Raw genomic sequence first — 23835 nt, 5'->3', positions numbered from 1 at the left:
TCGTCCAGCCTGACTGCTCATGAGACACGTATTCGTCCGCAAAACAGCACTGTTCACCCGCTACTGGCCGATATCGAATCGCTCGAAGTATTCCGTGACGTACTGGTTTGCATCTGCCGGTGGCTCCGTGACGGTGCGATACGAGTCGTGCTGGTCGTCGAGTGTAATCTCCGCTCCGCCGTCGGGCACGACTCGGTAGACAATCGGTATCGTGTGTCTGGAGTCGACACCGTCGACTGACGACGTGTCCCAGAAGTGTTCGCTGACGCCAAGCCGTTCCGTCGCAACCGATGTGAGGCCGAGTTCCTCCCGGGCGATGCGTTCTGCCGCGTCGTCCAGCCGCTCGCCCTTGTAGAGGCGACTCCCCGGCCAGAACCACTCGCCTTTGGCTGGCTCGTTCTGCCGCCGTGTCAGCAAGATACCACCCTCGTACTCGACGACGAGGTCGACACAGGGCTGGGGCATATTGTCGAGACAGGTCGCGAACGTCTCCGTCGGAATGCGTTCGTCGTGGCGGTCCATACCTCCCGCTTGCGGGCCGCCGGTGAAACCGCTCCGCTTCCCGCCGTTTCGCAACCGTTAAAACTGACCCTGTCTTCTATCCGATTGCTATCGCACGGGCCGGTGGGGTAGCCTGGTATCCTTCGGCCTTCGGGTGGCCGTAACCGCGATTCGAATTCGCGCCGGCCCATACTTCTTGTGGCGCTCACTCACGAACGCCGCGTGTCGTCTGCCGCCGTGAGAATTCAATGTAGACAAGACGCCCGCAGCGGAGCGAGCACGTCTGGGCCTGATTCGAATTTGCGCCGACCCACCAGGTATGCCGCCTTTTCGACGGCCCATGACAGTTAGACCCCTTTGCGAGATGCCCGCGTGAGTTCTCCCTCTGCTTGGGCCTAAGGTAATTACTAAACTCAGCTTTGCACGTTGAAGTGGTAGCGTGACGTAGGCGTTGACAAAGAAGGATGATGCCGATCACGGACTTCCTTTCGTGTACGCGNCTCAGCTTTGCACGTTGAAGTGGTAGCGTGACGTAGGCGTTGACAAAGAAGGATGATGCCGATCACGGACTTCCTTTCGTGTACGCGCGTGTTCGACGAGTTCGACTCGCTGTCACCGGCACAACGACGTCACGCGAAAACCTACGCCACAGGTCTTGTTGCGGCCAGCAACAAGACCGTGGCGGGCATCGCACGCGAAGTGCTTCCAGCCAGCGGTAAACGTGCTCTCAACAAGTTCCTCACCAAGTACGACTGGGACGAACAGCAGTTCAACCACGAACGTCTCGAAGAACTTCAGAAACACGGTGAAACGCGCTGGTCGAAGGATGGCTACATCATCCTTGACGACACGATCACCGAGAAAGCCGGGGACGAAGTCCCCGGCGTCGGTCGGTTCTACGATCACGCCGAAAATGACACTGTCTGGGGCCAAGACCTCATCTACGCCTTCTACGCTGACGACAAAACCGCCTACCCCCTCACCTTCCGCCTCTACGAAAAACAAGACGACGAAGACGACGACCACGATACGAAGTACGATCTCGCCCGAGAGATCGTCACNGAACTCGAAGAAGAGGTAGGTGTGCCTGCGGACACCTACCTCTTCGACTCGTGGTTCGCTCACGATTCTGGCCTTCCTGACCACATCGAATCCTACGGCAAGGACTGGATCGGCCCGCTCCGGAGCAATCGCAAGGTAACTTACACCGGTGAAGAGCTCCGCGTCGATGCGCTGGCAGAGCGCATCGACATGGTTGAGCGTGACATCGAGGACGACACCTATCATATCTGGACGAAGAAGCTTCCCGTCTCCCAACTGGGAGACGTGAAGCTGGTCATCGCCGAGAAGGAAACCGATGAAGACGAAGAGAATCCGGTCAAGTACCTCGCCACGAACAAAATCGACGCACCGACCGAGCACGTGATTCGCTCCTACGGGATGCGGTGGCGCATCGAGACATTCTTCGAGGACTCGAAGCAGGATCTCGGCCTGGGAGACTGCGAGATGCAGACAGACGAAGGTGCCAGTCGGCACTGGCACCTTCTCATGGCTGCCTACAGTCTCGTTCGTCTTGATCCTGACTCGAGCGCCTTGGGAACAGTTCGCTCGAAAGCGTCATCGCTTCGAGCGAACCTCGAACACTCCCTGAAAGAAGCCGTCTACAACCTCCTCTCGTGGGTTCGGGACAACGATGACCGAGGCGTTGATGACCTCATGGAAGAGATCGATCATCTCTTTGTTCACTCAACTGCTGAAGCTAACGTGCAAAGCTGAGTNACGATGACCGAGGCGTTGATGACCTCATGGAAGAGATCGATCATCTCTTTGTTCACTCAACTGCTGAAGCTAACGTGCAAAGCTGAGTACTAAACAGACTCGTTCTGCGGTCATGCGGAGGACTGGAAGACAGTCACGCTCTTCCCTATGACTCGTTCAATAGCCTGTTCATCTCAGAAGCAGCGGTGTCAAGCGCTTCCTGTGCAGTCCTATCTCCTCGAATTGTCGTATTCATCGCTTCGGCTGCAACATCCATGAGCTCCATGTTCTGTGGCAGATCAAGTGGCACTGGCGGAGGGTCTGATGGGACGCTGTCAACAGCCTGATTGAATGCGTCATCCCAGGAACTGGCTTGGCCACGTTGTGCGTACTCCTGCTGGTCTGGGATCCAGTTCGTTCGCGCATACCCAGCACTATCATGCCCCTCCCACTGCCGGGTTGAGAGGAGGAGACTCATTTCGCGAGACGTAGCCCATTGGAGGAACAGCCATGCTGCCTCTGGATTAGGGGCAAACTGATTGATTCCAAGCGACCACGTCCAGACTCCTGCCTGCGTCTTACCACCGGGGCCATCTAGAGGCGGTAGCCACTTCGTCCGGTTGTACTGTTCATCAGTCAGCACTCCAGCGGTTGCTGGTGAGTGGTATAGGATACCGGCGTCCCCTCTACCGAAGGTTTCGTTTGCACGATACCAGTTCAATTCTGTCGCATCTCTCGGTCCGTACGAGCGTAGCAGCTCAGCATATTTTTCAAGCGATGCCACCCCTTCAGGGGAGTTCAGCGTGGCTTCACCGGTGCGGCGGTCGACCCAGTCTGCGCCATATGACTTGAACAGTGTCGACCAGTTTGCAGTCGACACTGGGTCGGCGCTACCGCGTGAACTGATACCACACCGATCAACACTGTCCGATTCGTGAATGACCTTTGCCGCGTGTGTCAGTTCCTCAAAATTTGTCGGTTCTTCTATTCCGAGTTGCTCAAACGTCGGTCGGTCATAGGCCACACACCCGTAGGAACCGATGACAACAGGCAATGCAATCAGGTCGTTCCGGCCGTAGCTGAGCTTTTCTATAATATTATCAGGGTAATCCTCCATGTGATACCACGTAGCATCTGTTAGTGATGCATCACTTCTGAACTGATTGAGGTCTTTCACCCACCCGCTCTGATTGTAGTTTGAGGCTGCCCAGAGTCCAAGCAAAAACCCATCAAATGAGCTCCGCTCAGTTCGCATTTGGTGTTCGATCTGTGAGAACAGTTCTTCTTCAGGATAAATATCATATGTAACATCTATGCCGGTAAGATCGGTGAAATAATCGAGGAACGGCTGCGTCGCCTGCGTAAACATATGATCCGACATAACAAACGTTATTGAGTCCCCCTCACACTGCCGCCAGTCTATGCCAGCAGACCGACAGTGTTCGTTAATTCGCTGTCCCCAGTCATTGATAGCAAATGTCTCAAGTGAGGATTCAAGACTGGTCACATCACTCTGTAGACCCGACATTTGTGAAGATATCTGCCCTGCAAGCCGTGCCTGATTTTCTGTTGCATCTTCAACAGATTCGATCTGCTCGTTAACTGCACGACTCAGATCTAAGACCTCATCAACTTCTGAGGCAACTGAACTGTTTGACTGTGCCTGTTGGTCTGTCGCATCTGATATCTCTTGAATAGAGTAATTTATGTCTTCAACATAATCGACGGTGTCGGAGAACGCTGCCAGTGCTTCTTGTACTGTCTGTGTGCTCTCCCCGATTGATTCGTTTGCCCTACGCACCTCTGTGACTGTTTCTTCGGTCTCCTGTATGACTGTGTTGACGACTGACTCAATCTTGTCTGCAGATTGTTGTGCTTCCTCTGCGAGCTGCTTGACTTCGTCAGCAACCACGCCAAAGCTGTTCCCTTCCTCACCGGCCCTTGCAGCCTCAATACTGGCATTGAGTGCAAGCAGATTGGTTTGGTCGGCGATATCTGAGATGAGGTCAACAGTCTCGGCTACGTCTTCCATCTCTGACTGGAGTTCAGTAATCTGCGCAACTGTTGACTCACTAATGTCCTTGACCTCACTTGTTTGCTCAATGGCCTGCTCTGCCGCCTGTCGTCCTTCAGAGCCACGCTCTGCTGCCTCGTTCGCCCGCTCTGCCACTTCCGTTGCTTCAGACGCGATTTCTTCAATACTTGCTGACAACCGATCCGCTTCGTCAGAGACATTTCGTAGTCGCTCTTTCTGCTCCTCCGTCCTGTCGGTAACGTCATCGAATTCAGCCGTAATTCGGTCTGTCGCCGAGTCTACTGTTAAACTGTCGCCGGTCACCGTGTCGCCAGTAGACCGAACCCCACCAGCAAAAGACCAGATTTCGGCTTGCTGTGACTCAAGCCGTGATAGCATCTCGTTGTACTGCGTAGACAATTTGTTCAACTCGGCGTTTTCAAATGTCACGTCGACACGAGTTGTGAGATCCCCGTCCGCCGCATCAGCCATGCTTTTACGCAACTGTTTGATTTTCTCCACTTCCTTCTCGACCGGCTCATACTCATTATCGCTCATTTTGATACTCAGTAGGATGCGCTATGGGCATCTAGGTGAGCTTACTACATCACACGTACATCAATGCAACCCAGAGATTTTCAGCGATGATACCGCCAACCTGCAGTGTACCCCGTACGTGTGCTTGTCTGCGGTAATCCAGAGCTTCGTCCCATCGTTCCCGACGCGCCCTCTCTCCGAGCGACTACATCGGCCGTTTATCTCACGGTATTCCAGAACACGACCCTCTCCACGCCGAGCATCAGTCTGCGCTCCGGCCCCGGGTGACTTCGTACGCCTGCCCGCGGAACTGGAATCGCCGACGACTCGTATCGTACCCGAGTACGCCGTCCACAGCATGCTCGTCGGTTTCGACGACGACGCGGCTCACATCGTCGATCAGGAACGGGATGGCGTTGCGAAGCCCGCCGTCGGACATAGCGAACTGACCGTGTGCCATCACCTGTTCGGCGATGACTCGCTCGCTCGCGTTGTCAGTGCGAGTCAGCGTGAACGTCGCGTCGGTCGGCCGTTCGCCGTCGCCGTGGCGGTCGGTCGTCACCCTGACGGTGTCGCCGTCGCGCGCTGTCGGCACGCCGTCAGTCGGGGTCACTGCAGCACGGTCACCGACTAGCGCAACCAGAGCAGCACTCTCGTTCGTCGCGTGGCCGTAGCCAGCAACGATGGCGTACTCGCCGCCGCCGAGATAGCCCTGTGTGAGACCATCACAATGGCAGTCACCGGTACCACAACCGACAGCTGGTCCGTTAAACGCCCGGAGGCCCCACTGCTCCTGACTGCCCGGTTTTAGGAGCCGACAGTCGGCGGTGTGGGCTGCTGGTGCGACGTGGAACCACTCGCCGTCGACGAGCTTGTAGAGGTCCCAGTGGCCGCATTGCAGTCGCTCGTGGCTGTTGTTGACCATCTCGAAGCCGACTTGCGTATCAAGCTTTGCGCGCTCGGTACTGGGTCGAACAAAGGCTGGAGTCGCCCTGTCTGCTTCGTGGTACCACTGGACGCCGCCGTCGCCGGGAAACGGCGGGAGCGACCGGCCGGCGAACCGGGAGTCGGTTTCCGGACCGGGACTTCGCGTGTCCCAGACGGAGACCGAGAGGGACCCGGCCTGACCGCGGAACTCGTAGGTGCCGGTCGGCCGCCCGGACTGGCCCGGTTCGCCGACGAGGGCGTACTCCAGTTTGACCCATTCACCGGGATTTAACCGGTACGTCTCTGGCATCCACGGACCGACGTCGTCGACGCGCCAGTACCCCTCGTCTGTTCGGCCGAGTGGGGGCACTTCGTCGGCGAGGTCGTTGTTGTCCGTGGGTGCGAGATGGAGGCGCGCTTCGTGGTCGTAGCCGCTAGGTTGGCGGCTGTGTGTCTGTCCGACTCCTGGAATCCACTTGACCCTGAACGTGTTCTCGAACTCGTTGCTGTTCTGGAGCCAGCCCCGAAGCGTGGCCGGATGGTCGTCGGTCGCCGTCTGGTCGAACCAGAGCCCGACTCGCGCCCTGTCGGCGGTGTGGAGTCCTGGCGAACTGAGGGCGTAGGTTCGCGGCCCGGTTTCCAGTTCGATGACGGTCGTCGGATTCTCGGGTCGGGGCGGGTCGCCAGTGCCTGTCGGCGTCCCTGTCCCGCTGTCATCTGGATCAGTCGGTGACTGTGTCGGGCGTGGTGCGGGCGTTACGTCTGCGGTCTCGTCTGAGCCGAGGGTGCCGAACGAACAGCCGGCGAGTCCGGCCAGCGCACCCGGGATCGACGCGAGGAGGGCACGTCTGCGCATAGTCCGCGATTCGTCGCACCCGGTAAACCCTTTCTGGACGCTCAGACGGCGTTTGTAGCGTCTTTCGTATCGGTACTGACAGCAGTCGACGGACGTAAATCGCCGTGGGGTGACGAGTCAGTATGCGCCAGTTCGTCATCATCGGCCACGACGCCCCGACGACGCCGGAGTTCTCGCTCGACGACCTGGCCGGCGCGGCCGGCCGGCTCGACGTGCTCTGTCGGTGTGTCACCAGCGCGTTCTTCCTGAGCCACGCCATCCGGGAAGACGTGCGGGTCCACCTCATCCTGGCGGATGAGTACACCGTCACGTTCGATGGGAGTGACCTCCGCCGACTGAACCCGGACGAACGGTCCACGGCGGCGCTGATCCGCAAGGCGCTGGAAGAGCGCGAGGAAGCTATCGGCCACATCCCGGTCGAAACGTCGCCCGGGGTGTCGCTCACGCGACGGGGGTTCGAGGGGACGCTCGACGACGCGGCGAGCCGCGGAACTGTCGTCCAACTGCACGAGGACGGCGATCCCATCGTCGACGTTGCACCGCCGTCGGACCCGGTGTTCGTCCTCTCGGACCATCACGACTTCCGGGACGAGGAAGCGACGCTGCTGGCCGACCACGCGGACGAGTGTGTCTCGCTCGGGCCGAAGGCCCTCCACGCTGACCACTCGATCACGGTCGCGCACAACTACCTCGATACGGACGGGTTCGAGCAGTACTGACGGGGCACGCTGGGCGACTGCCAGAAGGGTTTTCCTCCGCGGTTCGCTGAATAGTGTATGGGATTATTGGGCTCGGAGACAGCGACGAGTCGCGCTGTCGGACGACGTATGGAAGCGACGAGGGATCGATGACTGACCGGGACGCGCTGTCCCGCCGTGCGGTCCTGCAGACGGTCGCCGGGGCCGGCCTCGCGTCTGTCGCCGGCTGTTCGGCGCTCGAAGACGGGAGCGACGATGCGGCCTCGACAGTCGAGGGCGAGCGGGCCGAAGAACTCGCGCGCCGGTTCGCGCCGACGCTGTACTTCGATCAGGCGGAGCCGTGGTTCCCGACGGACCCGCGGCCGTACACCAGCGAACAGGACGGGGAAACCGTCGTCGACGGGTTCGACGCCTTCGACGGGTATCACGAGCGAATGACCGAAGGGGAGCCGCCGGACCCGACGGCGTTCTACAACGTCGTCGAGTACGAGAACTCGCCGCTCGCCGTCGTCCAGTTCTGGTTCTACTCGGCGTTCGACCAGTTCACGACGAACTTCCACTGGCACGACTGGGAGGTCCTGCATGTGTTCGTCGACACGGGGACGGGCGACCCGCAACTGTACGTCGCCAGCTCGCACTCCCGGAAGGTACCCAACAACGAGTTCCTCGACCCCGACCCGGAGATGGTCCCACGCATCCTCTCGGAACTGGGGTCACACTCTAGCGCGCTGTCGGTCAACGACGCTCGCGACCGGTTCACCCGGCTGCCGGAGGGCGACCGGTTCGCGGACATCACGAACAGCGCCGTCGAAACCATCGAGGACCTCGCGGAGATCCCCGTCGCTTACGGGCTCCCGCGCGACGAGGGGTCCCGGCTCCCCTACCTCGTTCCGGAGTACGAGGGCGCGCCGCTGTACGAACACGAGCGGCTCCCGTCGGTCAGCCGCGAGGACCTCATTTCGGAGTCGCTCACGATCCGTTCGTTCGACAGTCTCACCCAACCACCGACGGACCTGCCGACGCGGGAGACGGGGCTCGTCTTCCAGCACACCGACCGCGGCGAGGCCGACCCGGACATCGAGTACGATCTCGTGCCGAGCAGCGAACTGGAGTACATCGCCGATTTCACCGGCCCGCAGTTGAGCTTCGAGTTCGCCGTGCCCGAGTTCGTCGAGGACGCCGTCTCGGGCCACATCACGACAACGGGCGCGCCCTGGAACCAGCCGCGATACGAGAACCCCGCCGCGGACATCTCTGAGCCGAACCACCGGGCGGCGCTGGCCGAGCGCTACGACGCCATCGGGGCACCGGCGGAGATACGCACCGTCGTTGCCAGCCTCTCGGAAGCCGTCTCGAACGACGACGCGCCCGAGGACGATGGGCTCACGACCGAGGACACGTCCGTCGAGTCCGTCGCCTTGCTGGAGAGTGACCCCGAGGCCGTCCCGACCTTTTCTGGGCTAGCCGTCGTTCAGGACGTGCCCGCGGGCGACCACCGATTCACGGTCAACGGGGCCGGTGTCGCACCACACAGCGAGACGGTGTCGGTCCCCGACGCGGAGTCGGCTGACGGGCCGACCAGAGCCGGTGTCGACGGAAAACTCCCCCTGGTCGCCCGGGAGAACGCGACCCGCCTCGAAGTCGATCCGTCGGGAGCCGACAGCGACCTCACTGACCTCGCCGTGGAGGACGACTTCGCCGGCCGGCTGTACGACGCACCGCTTTCGGAACCCGACGCCGTGTACGTCCACGGCGGCGGCGCGTACACGACGGAGGTCCGGGACCGCGACGACGAGATCGGCGCGTTCCGCGTCAACCCGGACCCCGAAGCCGAGACTGCCGCAACAATCGACGAGCCCCGAACTGGCAAGGCGTCGCTGGCGTCGTTCCTCGCCGACATCGCCGAGGAGACGCGACAATCGGTGCTTGACGAGATGGACGACGACGGCGACGACGGTGACACCGATGACGACGATGACGACAACCCCGGGAGCAGCGGTGGCTCCGAGAACGCTATCCAGGGTCTCGAACGGGCGCTTGCGGCTGTCGTCGAGGCCGCCAAGCGGGCGACGGAACGCGCCGAAGCCGGCGACCGCGGGAACGCTGACAAACAACTCCAGGCCGTCGCCGACCGACTCCAGCGCGTCGCGACCAGAATCGAGGACGCCAGCGACGACCTGTCCGACCCGCTGTCGAACGCAGCCCGGAAGCGCCTCGATCAGGCCGAGCGGCGGACCGAGCAGGCCCAGGCCGCCGACAAACTATAAGTTCTTCCTCTGCGCTTAGAGCCCGCCCCAGCGGGCTAGCGCGCCAGCGACGAGCACCAGTCCCCCGGCGATGAACGTTCCGGGGACCGGGAGGACGAACAACACGGCACCGAGCAGGAGGCCGAGCGTCGATATTCTCATTCCAGCCACACGTAGCGCACCACGTCGTATCGGTCTGGTGCCTGCATATTCGTGGACCCGTGCCGGTTTTGCCAGTGCGGGCCACACTGCTGATATGGACGAGGAACTCACCTGGGAGACGCTCGGTGCCGAAACCGCCTACGCCTGTCCGGGGTTCGATATCATTCGCGAGGCCGTTCGCCTCCCCGACGGAACCGAGGGAGAGTTCGACTATGTGCAACACGGCGAGAGCGTCATCGTGCTCCCGTTTACCGCTGATGGCGACGTGGTCGTCATCGAGGAGTGGCGACAGCCGGTTCGCCGGGTCAACCGCGGCCTGCCGGCCGGGACGATGGAGGGCGAGGACGACGACCCGACCGTCGCCGCCGCCCGCGAACTCCGCGAGGAGACGGGCTACGAGGCCGACGCTTTCGACCACCTCTACACGGGCGAACCGGCCAACGGCAACACCGACTACGTGTTCCACTACTACGTCGCACGCGGGTGTGTGGCCACGGCCGACCAGGATCTGGACCACAACGAATCGATTCGGGTCGACACCGCCGACTTCGACTCGCTGGTCCAGTCGGTGCGCGACGGGACGCTCCGTGACAGTCGGTCTGCCGTCGGTATCATGTACTATGCCCTGTTCGAGCGCTGAACTGACGACAGTTTGAAACTCTGCGGAATGGTACCATTACGCATATGGCCTCGATTGCACTCGACGAACAGACGGAACGCCGGCTGGATAAACTGCGCGCGGCCGTCCGCCGTCGGACCGGCCGGCCGGTTTCGCGGGCGGAGTTGCTCGAACGGCTTGTCGAGGACGCCTACGGGTCCCGTGACGAGGTGGTCGATATGTTCCGGACGTCACAGGCGTACGTCGCCGACGAGGACTCCGGGACCGTCCACCGTCCCGAGCGCAAACTGGTGCCCGGCGGGCCTGAGCGGTCCGACGAATAGCGGCGGGTCGCCGGTCGGGTCGTCTGTTCCGCTCTCAGACACTTCTCGGGCGACGATTGTGGGAACACAACCCTTAGGCACGCCGACCGACGACGACGTGTAATGACGAATTTCGAGGTCCGCCAGTACGACGCAGCGGGCCGGCTGGGCGAGCTAACGGTGCCGCGGGCCGGCGTCACCGTCGAGACGCCGACTATCCTGCCGGTGGTCAATCCGCACGTCCAGACGGTCGCACCGGCGACGCTGGCGTCGGAGTTCGGCGCGGAGATACTCATCACGAACAGCTACATCCTGCACGGCTCCGACGACCTCCGCGAGCCGGTGCTGGAGCAGGGCCTCCACGACTTGCTCGGGTTCGATGGGGCTATCATGACCGACTCGGGGTCCTTCCAGCTCGCCGAATACGGCGACATCGACGTGACTACCGAGGAGATTCTGGAGTTCCAGCACGAAATCGGCTCTGACATCGGCACGCCGGTGGACATCCCGACGCCGCCGGACGTGGACCGCGAGCGAGCGACAGAGGAACTCAAAACGACCCAGGAGCGGCTCGAACACGCCACTACCGTCGACACTGGCGAGATGCTCGTCAGCGCGCCGGTCCAGGGGTCGACCTATCCGGACCTGCGTGAGCGCGCCGCCGCGGACGCCGTCACCACCGGGCTGGACGTGTTCCCGCTCGGGGCCGTTGTCCCGCTGATGAACGAGTATCGCTACGCCGACCTCGCTGATGTCGTCGCGGCCTGCAAGCGCGGGCTGGGGGAGGTCGGCCCGGTCCACCTGTTCGGCGCGGGCCATCCGATGATGTTCGCGATGGCGGCGGCGCTGGGCTGTGACCTGTTCGATTCCGCGGCGTACGCGCTGTACGCCCGCGACGACCGGTATCTCACGGTCCAGGGGACGGAACTGCTCGACGAACTGACCTACTTCCCGTGTCACTGCCCGGTCTGTACCGACCACACGCCGGCAGAACTCGACGCGATGGACGCCGACCAGCGCGAAGAGCTGCTCGCCCGGCACAACCTGCATGTCACCTACGGCGAAATCCGGACAGTGAAGCAGGCGATTCGCTCGGGTAACCTCATGGAACTGGTCGACAGTCGCGCCCGCGGCCACCCGGCGATGCTCGACGGCTATCGAGCGTTGCTTGACCACGCCGAGCAACTCGAACGGACCGACCCGGTCTCGAAGGACGCCTTCTTTTACACTTCAAATGAAAGCGCTCGCCGGCCCGAAGTCCGCCGCCATCAGAACCGACTGGAGCGCCTCCCGGTCGAGGGCGACGAGGTGCTGCTGACCGAAGGGAGTTCCAGCGCGCAGTACGACGAAACCTGGGGTATCCTGCCGCCGTTTGGCCCGTATCCGCGCGAACTGGCCGACACCTATCCGTTGACCGCCGAAACTCCGGACCGGACCGACCGAGCGGCCTACGAGGCCGCGGCCACAGGGGTCCGGCGACTCGTCGAACTCCATCCCGACGTGTCCTTCACGCTGGTCTACGACGACTGGCCGGCGACGGCGCTGGACCGCGTGCCGGACGGCGTCCGTCTGCGCGACCTGCACGCTCGCGACTGACGGCGCAGTTGTCTCGACCGCTGCCGGTCAGACCGTCGGCACGGCCACGTTCTCGTCGGCCGCCTCGCGCCAGGAACGGGTCGGCTCCCAGCCCAGCAGTTCCGTGGCTTTGGCCGTCGAGTACGCCGCGTCGTCCCCTTCGACCGTGCAGTCGTCCGGGACAGTACCGTACTGCTCACGCATGAGTTCGACCAGCGGCCGGCCCAGCGCGTTGTCCGGGCCGACGCAGTTGAACGCTTCGTGGCCCGAAACCTCGCCCGTGAGCGCGGCCTCCACGAGGTCGACCACGTCCCGCACGTCGACGTACGACCAGTAGTTGCCCGCCCCGGCCGCGAGGTCGTCGACGTACTCCTCGGCCCGGCAGGGGTACTCCCCGGGGATCTGTATCCATGAGGGACGAATCGACGCCACCGAGACGTCATCCCGGCGAGCAATCGTTTTCCCGATTTCCTCGGTGACGACCTTCGAGAGCCCGTAGTCGTCCTCCGGCCTAAGCGCGTGCTGTTCCGTAATCGGGAGTTCGTCAGGTACCGGCGTCTCTTCGGCGAAGAAGAAGCCGTACGCACCGTCCGAGGAGCCCTGCACCACGTCAGCGCCGACGCGGCCGGCCGCCGAGAGCACGTTGTGTGCCGCGAGGGTGTTGTTCTGGAACAGGTCTACCCCAGGGTGGTTCCCAGCGACCGGAATCGCCGCCCAGTGGACCACTGCATCTGGGTCGATGGCGGTGAGCGCGTCGAACACGCTCCCAGCGTCCGTCAGGTCGAGCGCTCGGTACCCGACAGCCGGATGCCCCCCATCGTCGGGGAGGCGGCGGTCGAGCACTGTCACGTCGTGCGGTCCGGCGAGTCGGTCGACGATCCAGCGTCCGGAACTGCCCCGGCCGCCGGTCACGACAACATCCATAGCTGCTCTGTGGCCGCTGGCATCCAAAGCGTGGCGGTGTGCGTCGTTGGTGCCAGCTACTTTATGTGTCGAGCCGGAACCGCTCGCCGTGCGTGAACGTCGTCCAGCCGAGGATGCGCTCGTCGCGATGCGGTCGGTCGGGGTTGTCGATTGCCGCCTGCTGGGCCGAGACGTACGTCGGGACGTTCTTCACCGGCTGTCCACTCTGTTTGAGTGTTTCCAGATAGGTGTCTTTCTCGTAGTACGAGTAGGCCACCTCGTACAGTGAGGACGCAGCCTCCTGCTTTCTGGCGGGGAAGCCGTCGTTGTTGACGAACCGGTCGGGGTCGCCCTCACCCATCGCTTCCCAGGCCTCCGGGTCAGCCACGTACGGCGCGTGGGCGTCGAGAATACGTTCGATGGCACCCCTGTCACCGTCGAACTTCTGGTACTCGTACAGTGTGGGGCCGTCGAGTTTGTCGGCGTAGAGTCGGCTGAGTTCCGCGGCGGTGACCAGTGCCTTCGCCGCGTACAGCGAGTACGCCAGACTCGACGCACGAATAATCTCGTTTTCCAGCAGGCCGTCCTCGCGGAGTTGGTTGAAGCCGGTCTCGCGGTTCCGTTGCATGGCCTTCCGGAACCGGTCCCAGTCCCGGAGATACACGGAACCGGCGGCGTGGGTCATCTCCTGCCAGTTGAAGATGTTCTGTTGTCCCATCTCGGTCGGAATACCGTGGCCCACGTCGTCCAGAAACGTCCGGACCCACTCCTGCAGGTCGGCCTCCGTGCCGACGCTGTCGTCGTTCCACGCCTCGTGGCCGCGAACGAGTTCCGCACCCCACCACATTTTGGGGAGCGTGATGAACTGCTCGATGCTGTTCGTTTTTACTGGTGCCATATAGGTCTCCGAGTTCAGGAACCAGTGGTCTAGCAGTTCGACGGCTTTCTCGGCGTACTGGTCCGCGCCGGTGTACTGGTAGGCGAGGCCCAGATCCCGTATTCTGTCTCCTGTTCTGATGGCGGCAACGTAGTCCTTGCGCGCTTCGGGGTCCTCGGGGCCCTTCGTTTTGAACTCGTGGCCGTCGCCGTTGTCCGTGACGCTCTCGGGATCCGCTGCCATCGCGTCGCGGACATCGTCGATGAAGGCTTCGTGGGCCCCTGTCCACGGGCTGTCTCCATTCTCGACACGGGACTGTATCGCAGCCAGTGTATCGAGATGGACGAACATTGCGGGCCCGCTTTCCACTGTTGACTCGGCTACTTGTTCCGTCGGTGTCGGCTCCGTCTCGTGTGACGCGGCCCTCGCGTCCGAGTCCCCTGAGGAGAGGCCGGTCGAACAGCCCGCCAGCGCTACGGCTGTCCCCGAGAGGGCGAGCAACACGTCTCGTCGTGTCTGTCGCTGCACGAACGGTCAGTCGTCCCCTATAGATTTAGTTAGGGCCCAGCTAATCAGCGGATAGCGACCTGTCCGCGATAATCATGGCCACATAACTGTCGACCGGAACGAAGTATGCTGAGTTTGAACGCACCTTCGGTCGCCACCGAGGCCGGTGCTGGTACAAAGGCAAGATAGTTGGTCGCGCGTGGCTGACGCCATTGCATGACCGACTACTTCGAGATCCACGAGCGCGACAGCGCCGCGCGAGTGGGTGAGTTACGCCTCGCCGACTCCGTGACGACGCCGGCGCTGGTCGACGACGTGGACACAGAAACGCCGGGCGACTGCCGGCACGTCCTCGACGACGCCGGAAGCCGCTGGCCCACCGAGCAAGACGCCCCCGATGGCGACGACTCGCTGCTCACTGTCCTGCCCCACCGCGGACTCCCCGCCGGCACGCCGGACGAAGTCGCCGAGGCCTTCGCCGTCGACTATCCCGACGTGTCGTTCCCGAGCGCGGCCGTCGTCTCGTCCGATACCGCGACCGACCACGGCAGCGACGCCTACGTGCTCGCTGGTGCGCCCGGCTACGTCGGGCACGCGTCGGCGTTCGTCGATGCCGTCTCGACCGTCCGGGAGGCTATCCCCGCCGACACCGCGCTCTACCTGCCTGGCGTCGCCACGCCGCGAAACGTCGCGACGCTCGTTTACGCCGGCGTCGACCTCGTGGACCCCGACCGCGCCGTCGTCCGCGGGACTGAGGGCCGGTATCTCACGACCGACGAGGCGTATTTCCTCGAAGACCTCGACGAACTGCCGTGTGCGTGCCCGGCCTGCCAGCAGCCACGCGATGAGTTCGACCGCGAGGACTGCGTCGAACACAACGTCAATGCCCTCGCCGCGGAACTTCGGCGCGTTCGCCGCCGGATTCGTGACGGCAGGCTTCGGGACTACATCGAGGGACAGGCCAGACAGGACAACTGGCTCACCGCGACCTTCCGGCGACTGGACCAGCAGTACAGCTATCTGGAGGAGCGCACGCCGCTCATCCGGCGGGCCGACCTCTCGGCGGCCAGCGACGACTCGTTGCGCCGTGTCGAGATCCAGCGCTTCGCCGAGCGCGTCACCGACCGCTACGTGCCGCGCTTCGACGACCGCCCGCTCGTGCTGGTGCCGTGTTCGGCACGGAAACCCTACAGCGATTCCCAGAGCCACAAGCAGTACCACGACGCGATCAAGTGGCGCGCCCACGTCGTCTCGATGACCTCGCCCATCGGCGTCGTGCCTCAGGAACTCGAACTCACCTACCCCGCACAGCACTACGACTCCGTGGTCACGGGCAACTGGACCGCCACCGAAATCGAGTTCGTCAGCCGCGTGCTCGAACGCTATTTAGAAGGCACCGACTACCCGGAGATTATCGCCCACATTCCCGGCGAAGGCTACCGCGACATCTGCGAGCGCGTGGCCGACTCGCTGGGCCGGGAGTTCACCTACACGGTCACCGACCACCCGACGACGGCGGACTCGCTGGGGAACCTCGCCGCCGAACTGGAAGGCTGGGACCGCTATCCGAAACGGGAGCGCGAACACAACACTATCCGTGCTGTCGCTGACTACCAGTTCGGCGCGGGCGCGGGCGACGAACTGTTCGACGACCTGTCGACGCAGGGCCGGTATCCGCAGTTGCGGGCTGACGACGCCGACGGCGAGCAGCTTGCGGCGCTGGCCCAGCAGTACGGGGTCCTCTCGCTGACCACCGCTGGGGCGCGCCGCTGGGTCGAGAGCGACGTTCACACCAAAACGGTCGAAATCGAGCCGTTCGTCCCCCACGGTTCGGTGCTTGCACCGGGAATCACGGACGCCAGCGACGACATCCGCGTCGGCGACGACGTGGTGATTCGGGGCGACGCGGCCTTCGGCGTCGGTCGCGCCCAGATGAGCGGCCCGGAGATGCAGTCATCGACTCGCGGCATCGCCGTCCAGATGCGTCACGTCGACGAGCAGTAGGGCCGTCTTTGCCGGTCACCGGATTAGACTGTGCGGCGCCTGACCACGCGACTTATCTGCCGAACGGGAGAACCGTCAGTATGGCTTGGTCGGAATTCCGCCGCTACCTGCCCGCTGTCGGGTTTTCGCTGTTGTTACTCGTCACCTCGCTTCTCCCAGTTCCCGAGGGGGCGGGAGAGCAAGTCCCCGCGCTCCTCGGTTTTACGCTGGATAAGTGGGTTCACGCGGCGAGTTACGGGATACTGGCGGCACTGCTCGCGTGGGGCCGACAGGCCCGTGATGTCACCACAGTTGCAGCACTCGTGACCGTCTCTATCTGCTACGGGACGGGTGTCGAACTGCTACAGGGGCTCGTCCCGTCACGCGGTGTGAGCGGCGCTGACTTCGTGGCTAACGCGGTCGGGGCCGTCCTTGCCGGACTGTCGTGGCTCGCGGCTCACCGAACTGGTGCGCTTTCGGACCAGACCGACCCACGATCCCGGCAGTAACGAAGCGGCTTTACGCACTCATCGGCTACCTCGCCCCAATGAGCAAGCCCAGTCCTGAAGTCTACGAGGAGGGCAAGGGCATGGACGCCCACAACTCCGTGATGCGTGACATCCGGTCGCGCAACGACTCGACGTACGACCCTCGTGAGCCGACTCGCGTGTGGCTCGACGAGGACAACACTCCGGACGGCGTCTACCAGAGCCTGACCATCATCCTGAACACCGGCGGCTGCCGGTGGGCGCGCGCCGGCGGCTGTACGATGTGTGGCTACGTCGCCGAGAGCGTCGAAGGGGGGACCGTCGCCCACGAGGACCTCATGGCCCAGATCCAGCACTGCCTGGACCACGAGGCGGAGAACAGTGACGACAAGAGCGGCCTCATCAAGATCTACACCTCCGGGAGCTTCCTTGACGAGCGCGAAGTGCCGGCGGAGACACGGCAGGCCATCGCCGAAACCTTCGCCGACCGCGAGCGCATCGTCGTCGAGTCGCTGCCGGACTTCGTCGACGAGGAGACGGTCGGCGACTTCGTCGATGTGGGTCTGGAGACGGACGTGGCAGTGGGTCTGGAGACAGCGACCGACCGCGTGCGCCACGACTGCGTGAACAAGTACTTCGAGTTCGCGGACTTCGAGGAAGCCTCCGAAGCGGCCCAGGCGGCCGGTGCCGGCGTCAAGGCGTATCTGCTGATGAAACCGCCATTCCTCTCGGAAGCCGAGGCCGTCGAGGATATGAAGCGGTCCGTGCGGCGCTGTGCGGCCGTCGACGGCTGTCACACTGTGTCGATGAACCCCTGTAACGTCCAGCGCTACACGATGGTCGAGGAGCTGTACCACGACGGCGGCTACCGGCCGCCGTGGCTCTGGTCGGTCGCCGACGTGCTGGAATCGACGGCCGACGAGGATGTCATCGTCGTCTCCGACCCGGTCGGCCACGGCAGCGACCGCGGCCCGCACAACTGCGGCGAGTGTGACGACAAGGTCCAGCGCGCCATCAAGGACTTCGACCTCCGACAGGACCCGTCGGTGTTTGAGCAGGTGAGCTGCGAGTGCGAGGCGACGTGGGACGCCGTCATCGAACGTGAGAAGAGTTACTCGCTTCCGCTCGCTCGATAGGCCCTTCGACCCGGAGAACCCGTGTGACGGCCTGCCGACCAACGTTTATCAGTCTTTCGCGCCTAAGACTGTTCGATATGACCCCGAACGGTGACCAGGACAGGCGCAGTTTCAATACACGCGGGACGGTCACGGAATGTGACCTGTGTGGCGAACGGCGACAGTGTATCGACGACGATGGGATGGTTGCCTGTAGTGCCTGCCAGTCCGACCTGCTGCCGTCTAACTGGGGTCTCTGAGGCGACCCTTCGAAGCCACCGTGTTTCACTCGCTTACGATGACTCATCCGGCCACGACTGTTCGATAGCGGGAATGACGCCGACGGTCGCGGTTGCCTTGAACGAGGCGACGAGTTCTGCGCCCGTGGTGATATCGAGTTTGTCGAGGCTCGTGTCGGTCACCACCGCCGACAGCGTCGTGTCCGGGTCGACTGCCAGTGCGACCAGCGCGATAGAGGTACCTTCGTCGATACGCTCGACGGTACCCGCAAACTGGTTCCGCGCGCTCGTCCCCGTCGGCTCCGGAGCCTCGGGCGGCGCGTTCAGTGTCACCGTGTCGGCGCGAATGCCGACTTCTACGGTGTCGCCGGGGCTCGCTTCGGTGTCGACGATGGCCCGGACTGTCCCCGGCGGCGTCTCGACGGTCGCCAGTTCGCCGTCGCGGTCCACGACGGTCCCCCGGAGGACCGTCTCCGCTGCCGTGGCGACGCCGTCGAACTCGGCCTGAAGGCGCTGAAAGCGGGCCAGCAGTTGCTCGGCGGTGTCCGTGAGTTCGCTGCCGCCGCCACCGCTGCCGCCGCGACTGCGGTCGACTAGCGGGCCGAAGGCGTCCTCTAATTCGACGACTCGGCGCTGGGCGTGGGCGTAGGACCGGCCGAGCGCGTCGGCGGCGCTGTTCAGCGACCCGTGGGCTGCGACCGCCTGCAGGAGCGTCCGGTCGCGGGCAGTCAGCGCCACGTCGCCCTGCCCCAACTGCACTTCGACGTCCGCGGTCGCGTCCATACCGCCACATGACCGCGCCATCACAAAGGCGTTGCCGCGCGGGACCTGCGACCCCGCTGAGGACCAGTGTGACAGACATCACCATCAACAATTAAGAACCCTGCCGCCGTCGTTATGTCCATGTCGATGCAACGCCGACGCTTCCTCGCATCACTGGGGGCCGCCTCCGTGGTCGGGCTCGCTGGCTGTGCTGGCGAGAGCGACCCCAGCGGTTCGACGGCGACACAGACCGGTGGCGGGGCGGACGGACAGTCCGGTGGGGCACAGACCGGTTCGGGCCAGATCGGCGACGGTGAATTAGTCCTCGCCACGACGACGAGTACCTACGATACGGGACTTCTCGACGCGCTCCATCCTGTGTTCGAGGAGAACTACGGCGTGACGATGAAGACCATCCCGAAGGGGACTGGCGCGAGCCTCCGGACGGCGCGGGACGGCGACGCCGACGTGATCCTCGTTCACGCTCGCAACGCCGAGGACAAGTTCATGCAGGACGGCTTCGGCGTCAACCGCCGGGACGTGATGTTCAACGACTTCGTCATCGTCGGCCCGGAAGACGACCCCGCAGGCATCAACGGGATGGAAAGCGCCACCGAGGCGTTCACCACCATCGCCGAGAGCGAGTCGACGTTCGTCTCGCGGGGCGACGACTCCGGGACGAACAAGAAGGAACTGCTCGTCTGGGACGAGGCCGGCACGGACCCCAGCGGCGAGTGGTACCGCGCCGTCGGCAAGGGGATGGGCGATACGCTCGTGCAGGCGAGCCAGACCGGCGCATATACGCTCGCCGACCGCGGGACTTACCTCTCGATGCAAACCGAGATCGACCTCGCGATTCACGTTCAGGGGCCGCTGCAAGGAGGTCCGGTCATCCTCAAAAACCCCTACGGCGTGATGGCGGTCAACCCCGCGAAATACGACGACGTGAACTACGAGGCGGCGATGGCCTACATCGGCTTCCTGACGAGTCCGACCGGACAGTCGATGATCGCCGACTACACTGCCAACGGCTCGCAGTTGTTCTTCCCCAATGCCATCGCCGAGGAGCCGAACTTCGGCCAGTACGTCCCGCAGGGGTACACGGCACAGCAGGCCAGCAGCCTCTCACCGCAGGACAAAGAGTACCTCTACTGGGTCGACGAGCAGGTGCCGGCGGACTACTGACCCCGATGATTCCACTGCAAGCACAGCTCCCGGACGGCGGCTGGACGTACGTCGTGAGCATCGTGGCCGTCTCGCTGTACGTCAGCCTCACCGCCGTCGGTCTTAGCACGCTGTTCAGCCTGCCCGTCGCGCTCGGTATCGGTTTCACCGACTTCCGCGGGAAGCGGCTGGTCACGGCCGTCGTCAACACCGGCATGGGGTTCCCGAGCGTCGTCGTCGGGCTGGTCGTCCTCATCCTCCTGTCCAACAGCGGCCCGCTGGGGAGCCTCGACCTCGCGTTCACGCCGCGGGCGATGATACTCTCCCAGTTCATCCTCGCGACGCCGGTCCTGCTGAGCGTCAGCCTCTCGGCGGTCGAGGGCGTCGACCAGTCGGTGCGTGACGCGGCCTATGCGATGGGCGGAACCAGAGTCGACGTGGGGCTGGCGGTCATCAAGGAGGCCCGTTTCGGCATCGTCACCGCGATTCTCGCCGGGTTCGGTCGGGCCATCAGCGAGGTCGGGTCGATACTTATCGTCGGCGGCAACATCGTCTACAGCGACGGCCAGTCTTACACTCGGACACTGACGACGGCGATAACGGTCGAAGCTCGGCAGGGCCGCTACGAGGTCGGTCTCGTCCTCGGTGTGATACTCCTCGCGCTCGTGCTGGCCGTCAACGGGCTCGGGTCGTGGCTCCGGAACCAGGGCCGGGGTGAGCGCTCGGTATGACGCTCTCCGTGACCGACGTAAACGCTGGGTTCGGCGGCTCGACCGTCCTCCGGAACGTCTCGCTGGCGGTCGACCCGGGCAAAGTCGTCACCGTCGTCGGCCCGTCCGGCACCGGCAAGACGACGCTGTTGCGCCTGCTTGCGACCTTCCGCCGACCCGACGATGGAACGGTCGCATGGGACGGCGACGATATCTGGGCGATGGCCGACGACGAGCGACTGGGTATCCGCCGGCAGGTGAGTATGGTGTTTCAGGAGCCGAGCCTGTTCAACGCACCCGTCCATCGGAACGTCTCCTACGGCCTGCGGGTCAGGGAACCCTGGCAAGCCCGACTCCGTCGGAGCTTCGGTGAACTCGTCGGTTCATCACGGCCCGCCGACACCGTTGTCTCTGCGCTCGAAACGGTCGGCCTTGTGGAATCGGTCGACCAGAACGCGCTCTCGCTGTCCGGCGGCGAGGCCCAGCGGGTCGCGTTCGCGCGGGCGCTCGCCGTCGACCCGGCGGTCATGCTGCTGGACGAACCCACGTCGAACCTCGACCCGCACAACACGGCGCTGCTCGAAAACGCCATCGAGCGGGCGCGGGACCGCGGCGTCGGCGTCGTCGTCGCCACCCACGACATGCACCAGGCGAAACGCATCTCAGACCGAATGGCCTTCCTTCACGACGGCGAACTGGTCGAGACCGGCCCGCCCGAGCAGTTGTTCGAGGACCCCACCGACGCCCGGACGGCACGGTTCCTCGACGGCGAACTGCTCGTCGGTGACCGGGAGAGGTCGCGCGTGCCGCAGTCGCCCACAGCCGACCCATAACTGGCGATTTCACTTACACTCCGGTAAGCATGTGCTTATACGGCTTGACCCACAAAGCTGGAGTAGGGACCGCCGGACTATGTCACACGCTCCGCTGGTCCCTTCCCCTTTGAAACGAAACCGGATAGCGATGCGACTACGCGTCCGGGTCAGATCTTCTGTGAAACCACCGCAATGAAAGCCGAAGCTGCCGGTGTTACAGCGGTAGCGAGGCGAAAGCCCATCGGCTTTAGCCGTGGGATGAAGCCGACAACTGGGAATCTATCCACGCTCGTAGCCACGACTGGGGTTAGATGTTTGCCTAACATCTTTAGGTGAGTAGTATCTATATACTGACGATGCCTCGTGGGTTCGACAGGGAACGTACCAGCGTCCACAAACTCCAGTACCACTTCATCTGGTGTCCGAAATACCGTAAATCGGTGCTTGAGGGCGAGGTACGTACCCGCCTCGAAAAACTCATCGAAGAGAAAGCCGACGAGCTCGGGTTAGAGATACTGGAATTGGCGATTCGCTCCGACCACGTACACTTGTTCATCACAGGCGACCCGACGCTCGCCCCGAACAAGATAATGCAACAGGTCAAGGGCTACTCCTCACGCCGACTTCGGGACGAGTTCGACTTCGGTTTGCCGTCGCTGTGGACGCGCTCGTACTTCGTCTCAAGTGCGGGCGACGTATCCAGCGAAGTCATCGAGGAGTACATCGACGCCCAAGCAGGTGAGTAGCCATGAAACGGAACGTCTCAACCACGGTTCGGGTTAAACTCCACTCACTGACAAACAGGAAGACTGACTTGCTCGCCCGTGAGTATGAGGCGTTCCAGACTGAGGTACACGGTGGAGACGCTGACCTGTACTCTGCAACCGACCAGCAGGCGTCGAAAGTACAACGGCAGAAAGACCCAAATCCCGGTACGGAACAACCTGTCGTCCTTCGCAACGACGTGTTCGATGTGGCCTACGACGAAGACACCGTTCTCTCGTCGTGGTGGGTGAAAGTCCCTGTCTACGACCCTGAGAAAGGACAAGGCAACTCCATCTGGTGTCCGGCCCACGTCCCACAAAAAGACGAACAACTCGTCCGTGAGGGGAATCTTCGAGACAGCGAACTGGTGCGCCGTGACGGTGACTGGTACGTGCATCTCGTCGTCAAGCGATCTGTGACCGTCCAAGACGAGTACGACGACGTGCTGGCTATCGACATGGGCGCACGGTGGGTCGCTACCTGCGCGTTCCTCTCTGACCGCAAAACCACGTTCTACGGCGAGGAAGTGCGCCGTATCCGCGAACACTACAAGCAACTGCGCAAGTCCATCGGGAAAGCCAAACCCCGACAGGGACAGCAGGTGGTTGAGCGTATTGGGGACGCCGAAGCACGGAAGGTAGACGACCGTCTCCACAAGATTGCTCGCTCGATTGTAGAGGATGCCGAGGAACGGAACGCGGTCATCGTCGTGGGCGACCTTGGCGGGATTCGCAAGGACAACGACAAGGGCCGATACGTCAACGACAAGACCCACAAGATGCCATTCGCTCGCTTGCTGAACTACATCGAGTACAAGGCCCAGGGCGCGGGTATCGACGTGCAACTGGTCGAAGAATACGACACGTCGAAAACGTGCAACCGCTGTGCCTGCGAAGGTGTCCGAACAACGCAGGGGCGTTTCGAGTGTCCCGAATGTGGGCTTGATGACAACGCAGACAAGAACGGTGCGCTGAATATCGGCAAACGAGCCTTGGGCAAGTTCTTGAAACCGCTGTCCGAGGCGGGGGCTGTACTGGCACAGTCCGAAACGCAGGTCATCGTCCAACGCGACGACGAACCTGCGAACCTCTCTGTTTCCGTGGATTCAACCCCCAGTGGGGGAACCCCACGGCTTTAGCCGTGTGGAGGATGTCAGTCGGCGAAGCCCTCGAGCACGCCCTGGCCGTCGGTCCGGCCCAGGTCCGAAAGCGTCGCCCGCTCGGGGTGGGGCATCATGACGGCGACGTGGTCGTCCTCGCCGGTGACACCGGCCACGCTGTGTTTCGAGCCTGTCTCTTATACACATCTCTGA

The 23835-nt window shown here is 63.0% G+C and carries 22 protein-coding genes, 1 tRNA gene and 1 pseudogene; 16 read left to right on the top strand and 8 right to left on the bottom strand.

Annotated elements, in window-relative coordinates; genetic code table 11:
• Positions 1–60: 60 nt before the first annotated feature.
• Positions 61–522: a GDP-mannose mannosyl hydrolase gene (locus tag C442_RS12505; protein ID WP_008310982.1), complete on the bottom strand. Its 462-nt coding sequence runs from the start codon at positions 520–522 to the stop codon at positions 61–63.
• A gap of 96 nt (positions 523–618) precedes the next feature.
• On the opposite strand from C442_RS12505, the gene C442_RS12500 reads away from it, so the two are divergent.
• Together C442_RS12500 and C442_RS12495 are read left to right on the top strand one after the other, a co-directional pair.
• Positions 619–691: transfer RNA gene (locus C442_RS12500), tRNA-Pro, on the top strand.
• A gap of 362 nt (positions 692–1053) precedes the next feature.
• Entirely contained in the window at positions 1054–2277 is a 1224-nt protein-coding gene (locus C442_RS12495) for an IS701 family transposase (RefSeq protein WP_008310980.1), read from the top strand.
• 148 nt (positions 2278–2425) lie between these two features.
• Here C442_RS12495 and C442_RS12490 read toward each other — a convergent pair whose 3' ends face one another.
• Entirely contained in the window at positions 2426–4831 is a 2406-nt protein-coding gene (locus C442_RS12490; RefSeq protein WP_008310978.1) for an extracellular solute-binding protein, read from the bottom strand.
• Positions 4832–5072: 241 nt separating this feature from the next.
• Complete coding sequence (locus tag C442_RS12485; RefSeq protein WP_008310976.1) at positions 5073–6593, bottom strand: hypothetical protein; 1521 nt, start codon at positions 6591–6593, stop codon at positions 5073–5075.
• Between the two features lie 122 nt (positions 6594–6715).
• Here C442_RS12485 and trmY point away from each other — a divergent pair, with 122 nt between their 5' ends.
• Entirely contained in the window at positions 6716–7312 is a 597-nt protein-coding gene (trmY, locus tag C442_RS12480) for a tRNA (pseudouridine(54)-N(1))-methyltransferase TrmY (protein WP_008310974.1), read from the top strand.
• A 128-nt stretch (positions 7313–7440) separates the two neighbouring features.
• The gene (locus C442_RS12475) at positions 7441–9558 is read left to right on the top strand and encodes a hypothetical protein (protein WP_008310971.1); all 2118 of its coding nucleotides are present in this window, start codon (positions 7441–7443) and stop codon (positions 9556–9558) included.
• Positions 9559–9573: 15 nt separating this feature from the next.
• Here C442_RS12475 and C442_RS22910 read toward each other — a convergent pair whose 3' ends face one another.
• Positions 9574–9708, bottom strand: coding sequence for a hypothetical protein (locus C442_RS22910; RefSeq protein ID WP_275039411.1), 135 nt, complete (start codon positions 9706–9708; stop codon positions 9574–9576).
• Positions 9709–9793: 85 nt separating this feature from the next.
• Here C442_RS22910 and C442_RS12470 point away from each other — a divergent pair, with 85 nt between their 5' ends.
• From C442_RS12470 to tgtA, 3 genes are all read left to right on the top strand, one after another.
• A complete protein-coding gene (locus C442_RS12470) occupies positions 9794–10339 on the top strand; it encodes an NUDIX hydrolase (protein ID WP_008310969.1) in 546 nt (181 codons plus the stop codon).
• A 44-nt stretch (positions 10340–10383) separates the two neighbouring features.
• On the top strand, positions 10384–10641 hold the full coding sequence (locus C442_RS12465) for a hypothetical protein (RefSeq protein ID WP_008310967.1): 258 nt from the start codon (positions 10384–10386) through the stop codon (positions 10639–10641).
• 102 nt (positions 10642–10743) lie between these two features.
• Entirely contained in the window at positions 10744–12216 is a 1473-nt protein-coding gene (tgtA, locus tag C442_RS12460; RefSeq protein ID WP_008310966.1) for a tRNA guanosine(15) transglycosylase TgtA, read from the top strand.
• Between the two features lie 27 nt (positions 12217–12243).
• Here the strand turns inward: tgtA and C442_RS12455 are convergent, their stop codons facing one another.
• Both C442_RS12455 and C442_RS12450 read right to left on the bottom strand, forming a co-directional pair.
• A complete protein-coding gene (locus tag C442_RS12455) occupies positions 12244–13119 on the bottom strand; it encodes an NAD-dependent epimerase/dehydratase family protein (protein ID WP_008310964.1) in 876 nt (291 codons plus the stop codon).
• A gap of 61 nt (positions 13120–13180) precedes the next feature.
• Positions 13181–14326, bottom strand: a complete 1146-nt coding sequence (locus C442_RS12450) for an alginate lyase family protein (RefSeq protein ID WP_193363413.1) — start codon at positions 14324–14326, stop codon at positions 13181–13183.
• Positions 14327–14698: 372 nt separating this feature from the next.
• Between C442_RS12450 and arcS the strand changes: the two genes are divergently transcribed.
• The 4 genes from arcS to C442_RS22175 all read left to right on the top strand — a co-directional run bounded on the left by arcS (position 14699) and on the right by C442_RS22175 (position 18328).
• A complete protein-coding gene (gene arcS / locus C442_RS12445) occupies positions 14699–16486 on the top strand; it encodes an archaeosine synthase subunit alpha (protein ID WP_008310959.1) in 1788 nt (595 codons plus the stop codon).
• An 80-nt stretch (positions 16487–16566) separates the two neighbouring features.
• Entirely contained in the window at positions 16567–16974 is a 408-nt protein-coding gene (locus tag C442_RS12440; protein WP_008310957.1) for a VanZ family protein, read from the top strand.
• A gap of 38 nt (positions 16975–17012) precedes the next feature.
• On the top strand, positions 17013–18089 hold the full coding sequence (locus tag C442_RS12435) for an archaeosine biosynthesis radical SAM protein RaSEA (protein ID WP_008310955.1): 1077 nt from the start codon (positions 17013–17015) through the stop codon (positions 18087–18089).
• 77 nt (positions 18090–18166) lie between these two features.
• Complete coding sequence (locus C442_RS22175) at positions 18167–18328, top strand: hypothetical protein (protein ID WP_167320675.1); 162 nt, start codon at positions 18167–18169, stop codon at positions 18326–18328.
• Positions 18329–18361: 33 nt separating this feature from the next.
• Here the strand turns inward: C442_RS22175 and C442_RS12430 are convergent, their stop codons facing one another.
• Complete coding sequence (locus C442_RS12430) at positions 18362–19090, bottom strand: TOBE domain-containing protein (RefSeq protein WP_008310953.1); 729 nt, start codon at positions 19088–19090, stop codon at positions 18362–18364.
• Positions 19091–19210: 120 nt separating this feature from the next.
• On the opposite strand from C442_RS12430, the gene C442_RS12425 reads away from it, so the two are divergent.
• From C442_RS12425 to C442_RS12405, 5 genes are all read left to right on the top strand, one after another.
• The gene (locus C442_RS12425) at positions 19211–20254 is read left to right on the top strand and encodes a substrate-binding domain-containing protein (protein ID WP_008310951.1); all 1044 of its coding nucleotides are present in this window, start codon (positions 19211–19213) and stop codon (positions 20252–20254) included.
• Positions 20255–20259: 5 nt separating this feature from the next.
• Positions 20260–20964: an ABC transporter permease gene (locus C442_RS12420; RefSeq protein WP_008310949.1), complete on the top strand. Its 705-nt coding sequence runs from the start codon at positions 20260–20262 to the stop codon at positions 20962–20964.
• The gene (locus C442_RS12415; protein WP_008310948.1) at positions 20961–21776 is read left to right on the top strand and encodes an ABC transporter ATP-binding protein; all 816 of its coding nucleotides are present in this window, start codon (positions 20961–20963) and stop codon (positions 21774–21776) included. The genes C442_RS12420 and C442_RS12415 overlap by 4 nt, the downstream gene beginning before the upstream one ends.
• 338 nt (positions 21777–22114) lie before the next feature.
• Positions 22115–22504, top strand: coding sequence for an IS200/IS605 family transposase (gene tnpA, locus C442_RS12410; RefSeq protein WP_008310947.1), 390 nt, complete (start codon positions 22115–22117; stop codon positions 22502–22504).
• Between the two features lie 2 nt (positions 22505–22506).
• Positions 22507–23661: an RNA-guided endonuclease InsQ/TnpB family protein gene (locus C442_RS12405; protein ID WP_008310946.1), complete on the top strand. Its 1155-nt coding sequence runs from the start codon at positions 22507–22509 to the stop codon at positions 23659–23661.
• A gap of 14 nt (positions 23662–23675) precedes the next feature.
• Here the strand turns inward: C442_RS12405 and C442_RS20955 are convergent.
• Positions 23676–23813: pseudogene (locus tag C442_RS20955) on the bottom strand (phosphoribosylformylglycinamidine synthase I); the annotation flags it as partial.
• Positions 23814–23835: the final 22 nt, after the last annotated feature.

This window comes from Haloarcula amylolytica JCM 13557, assembly GCF_000336615.1.
Classification (GTDB): Archaea; Halobacteriota; Halobacteria; order Halobacteriales; family Haloarculaceae; genus Haloarcula; species Haloarcula amylolytica.
Note: the sequence above shows the minus strand (reverse complement) of the source record. Positions and strands in the feature narration are given on the sequence as shown.

Excerpts from the sequence above, each read along its gene's own strand:
- C442_RS12420 (WP_008310949.1), top strand. The coding sequence starts at position 20,260 with ATGATTCCACTGCAAGCACAGCTCCCGGACGGCGGCTGGACGTACGTC.
- C442_RS12465 (WP_008310967.1), top strand. The coding sequence starts at position 10,384 with ATGGCCTCGATTGCACTCGACGAACAGACGGAACGCCGGCTGGATAAA.
- C442_RS12430 (WP_008310953.1), bottom strand. The coding sequence starts at position 19,090 with ATGGACGCGACCGCGGACGTCGAAGTGCAGTTGGGGCAGGGCGACGTG.
- C442_RS12505 (WP_008310982.1), bottom strand. The coding sequence starts at position 522 with ATGGACCGCCACGACGAACGCATTCCGACGGAGACGTTCGCGACCTGT.
- C442_RS12455 (WP_008310964.1), bottom strand. The coding sequence starts at position 13,119 with ATGGATGTTGTCGTGACCGGCGGCCGGGGCAGTTCCGGACGCTGGATC.
- C442_RS12450 (WP_193363413.1), bottom strand. The coding sequence starts at position 14,326 with ATGTTCGTCCATCTCGATACACTGGCTGCGATACAGTCCCGTGTCGAG.
- C442_RS12405 (WP_008310946.1), top strand. The coding sequence starts at position 22,507 with ATGAAACGGAACGTCTCAACCACGGTTCGGGTTAAACTCCACTCACTG.
- C442_RS12440 (WP_008310957.1), top strand. The coding sequence starts at position 16,567 with ATGGCTTGGTCGGAATTCCGCCGCTACCTGCCCGCTGTCGGGTTTTCG.
- C442_RS12485 (WP_008310976.1), bottom strand. The coding sequence starts at position 6,593 with ATGCGCAGACGTGCCCTCCTCGCGTCGATCCCGGGTGCGCTGGCCGGA.
- C442_RS12475 (WP_008310971.1), top strand. The coding sequence starts at position 7,441 with ATGACTGACCGGGACGCGCTGTCCCGCCGTGCGGTCCTGCAGACGGTC.
- C442_RS22175 (WP_167320675.1), top strand. The coding sequence starts at position 18,167 with ATGACCCCGAACGGTGACCAGGACAGGCGCAGTTTCAATACACGCGGG.
- C442_RS12435 (WP_008310955.1), top strand. The coding sequence starts at position 17,013 with ATGAGCAAGCCCAGTCCTGAAGTCTACGAGGAGGGCAAGGGCATGGAC.
- C442_RS12490 (WP_008310978.1), bottom strand. The coding sequence starts at position 4,831 with ATGAGCGATAATGAGTATGAGCCGGTCGAGAAGGAAGTGGAGAAAATC.
- C442_RS12425 (WP_008310951.1), top strand. The coding sequence starts at position 19,211 with ATGTCGATGCAACGCCGACGCTTCCTCGCATCACTGGGGGCCGCCTCC.
- C442_RS12415 (WP_008310948.1), top strand. The coding sequence starts at position 20,961 with ATGACGCTCTCCGTGACCGACGTAAACGCTGGGTTCGGCGGCTCGACC.
- tnpA (WP_008310947.1), top strand. The coding sequence starts at position 22,115 with ATGCCTCGTGGGTTCGACAGGGAACGTACCAGCGTCCACAAACTCCAG.
- arcS (WP_008310959.1), top strand. The coding sequence starts at position 14,699 with ATGACCGACTACTTCGAGATCCACGAGCGCGACAGCGCCGCGCGAGTG.
- tgtA (WP_008310966.1), top strand. The coding sequence starts at position 10,744 with ATGACGAATTTCGAGGTCCGCCAGTACGACGCAGCGGGCCGGCTGGGC.
- C442_RS12470 (WP_008310969.1), top strand. The coding sequence starts at position 9,794 with ATGGACGAGGAACTCACCTGGGAGACGCTCGGTGCCGAAACCGCCTAC.
- trmY (WP_008310974.1), top strand. The coding sequence starts at position 6,716 with ATGCGCCAGTTCGTCATCATCGGCCACGACGCCCCGACGACGCCGGAG.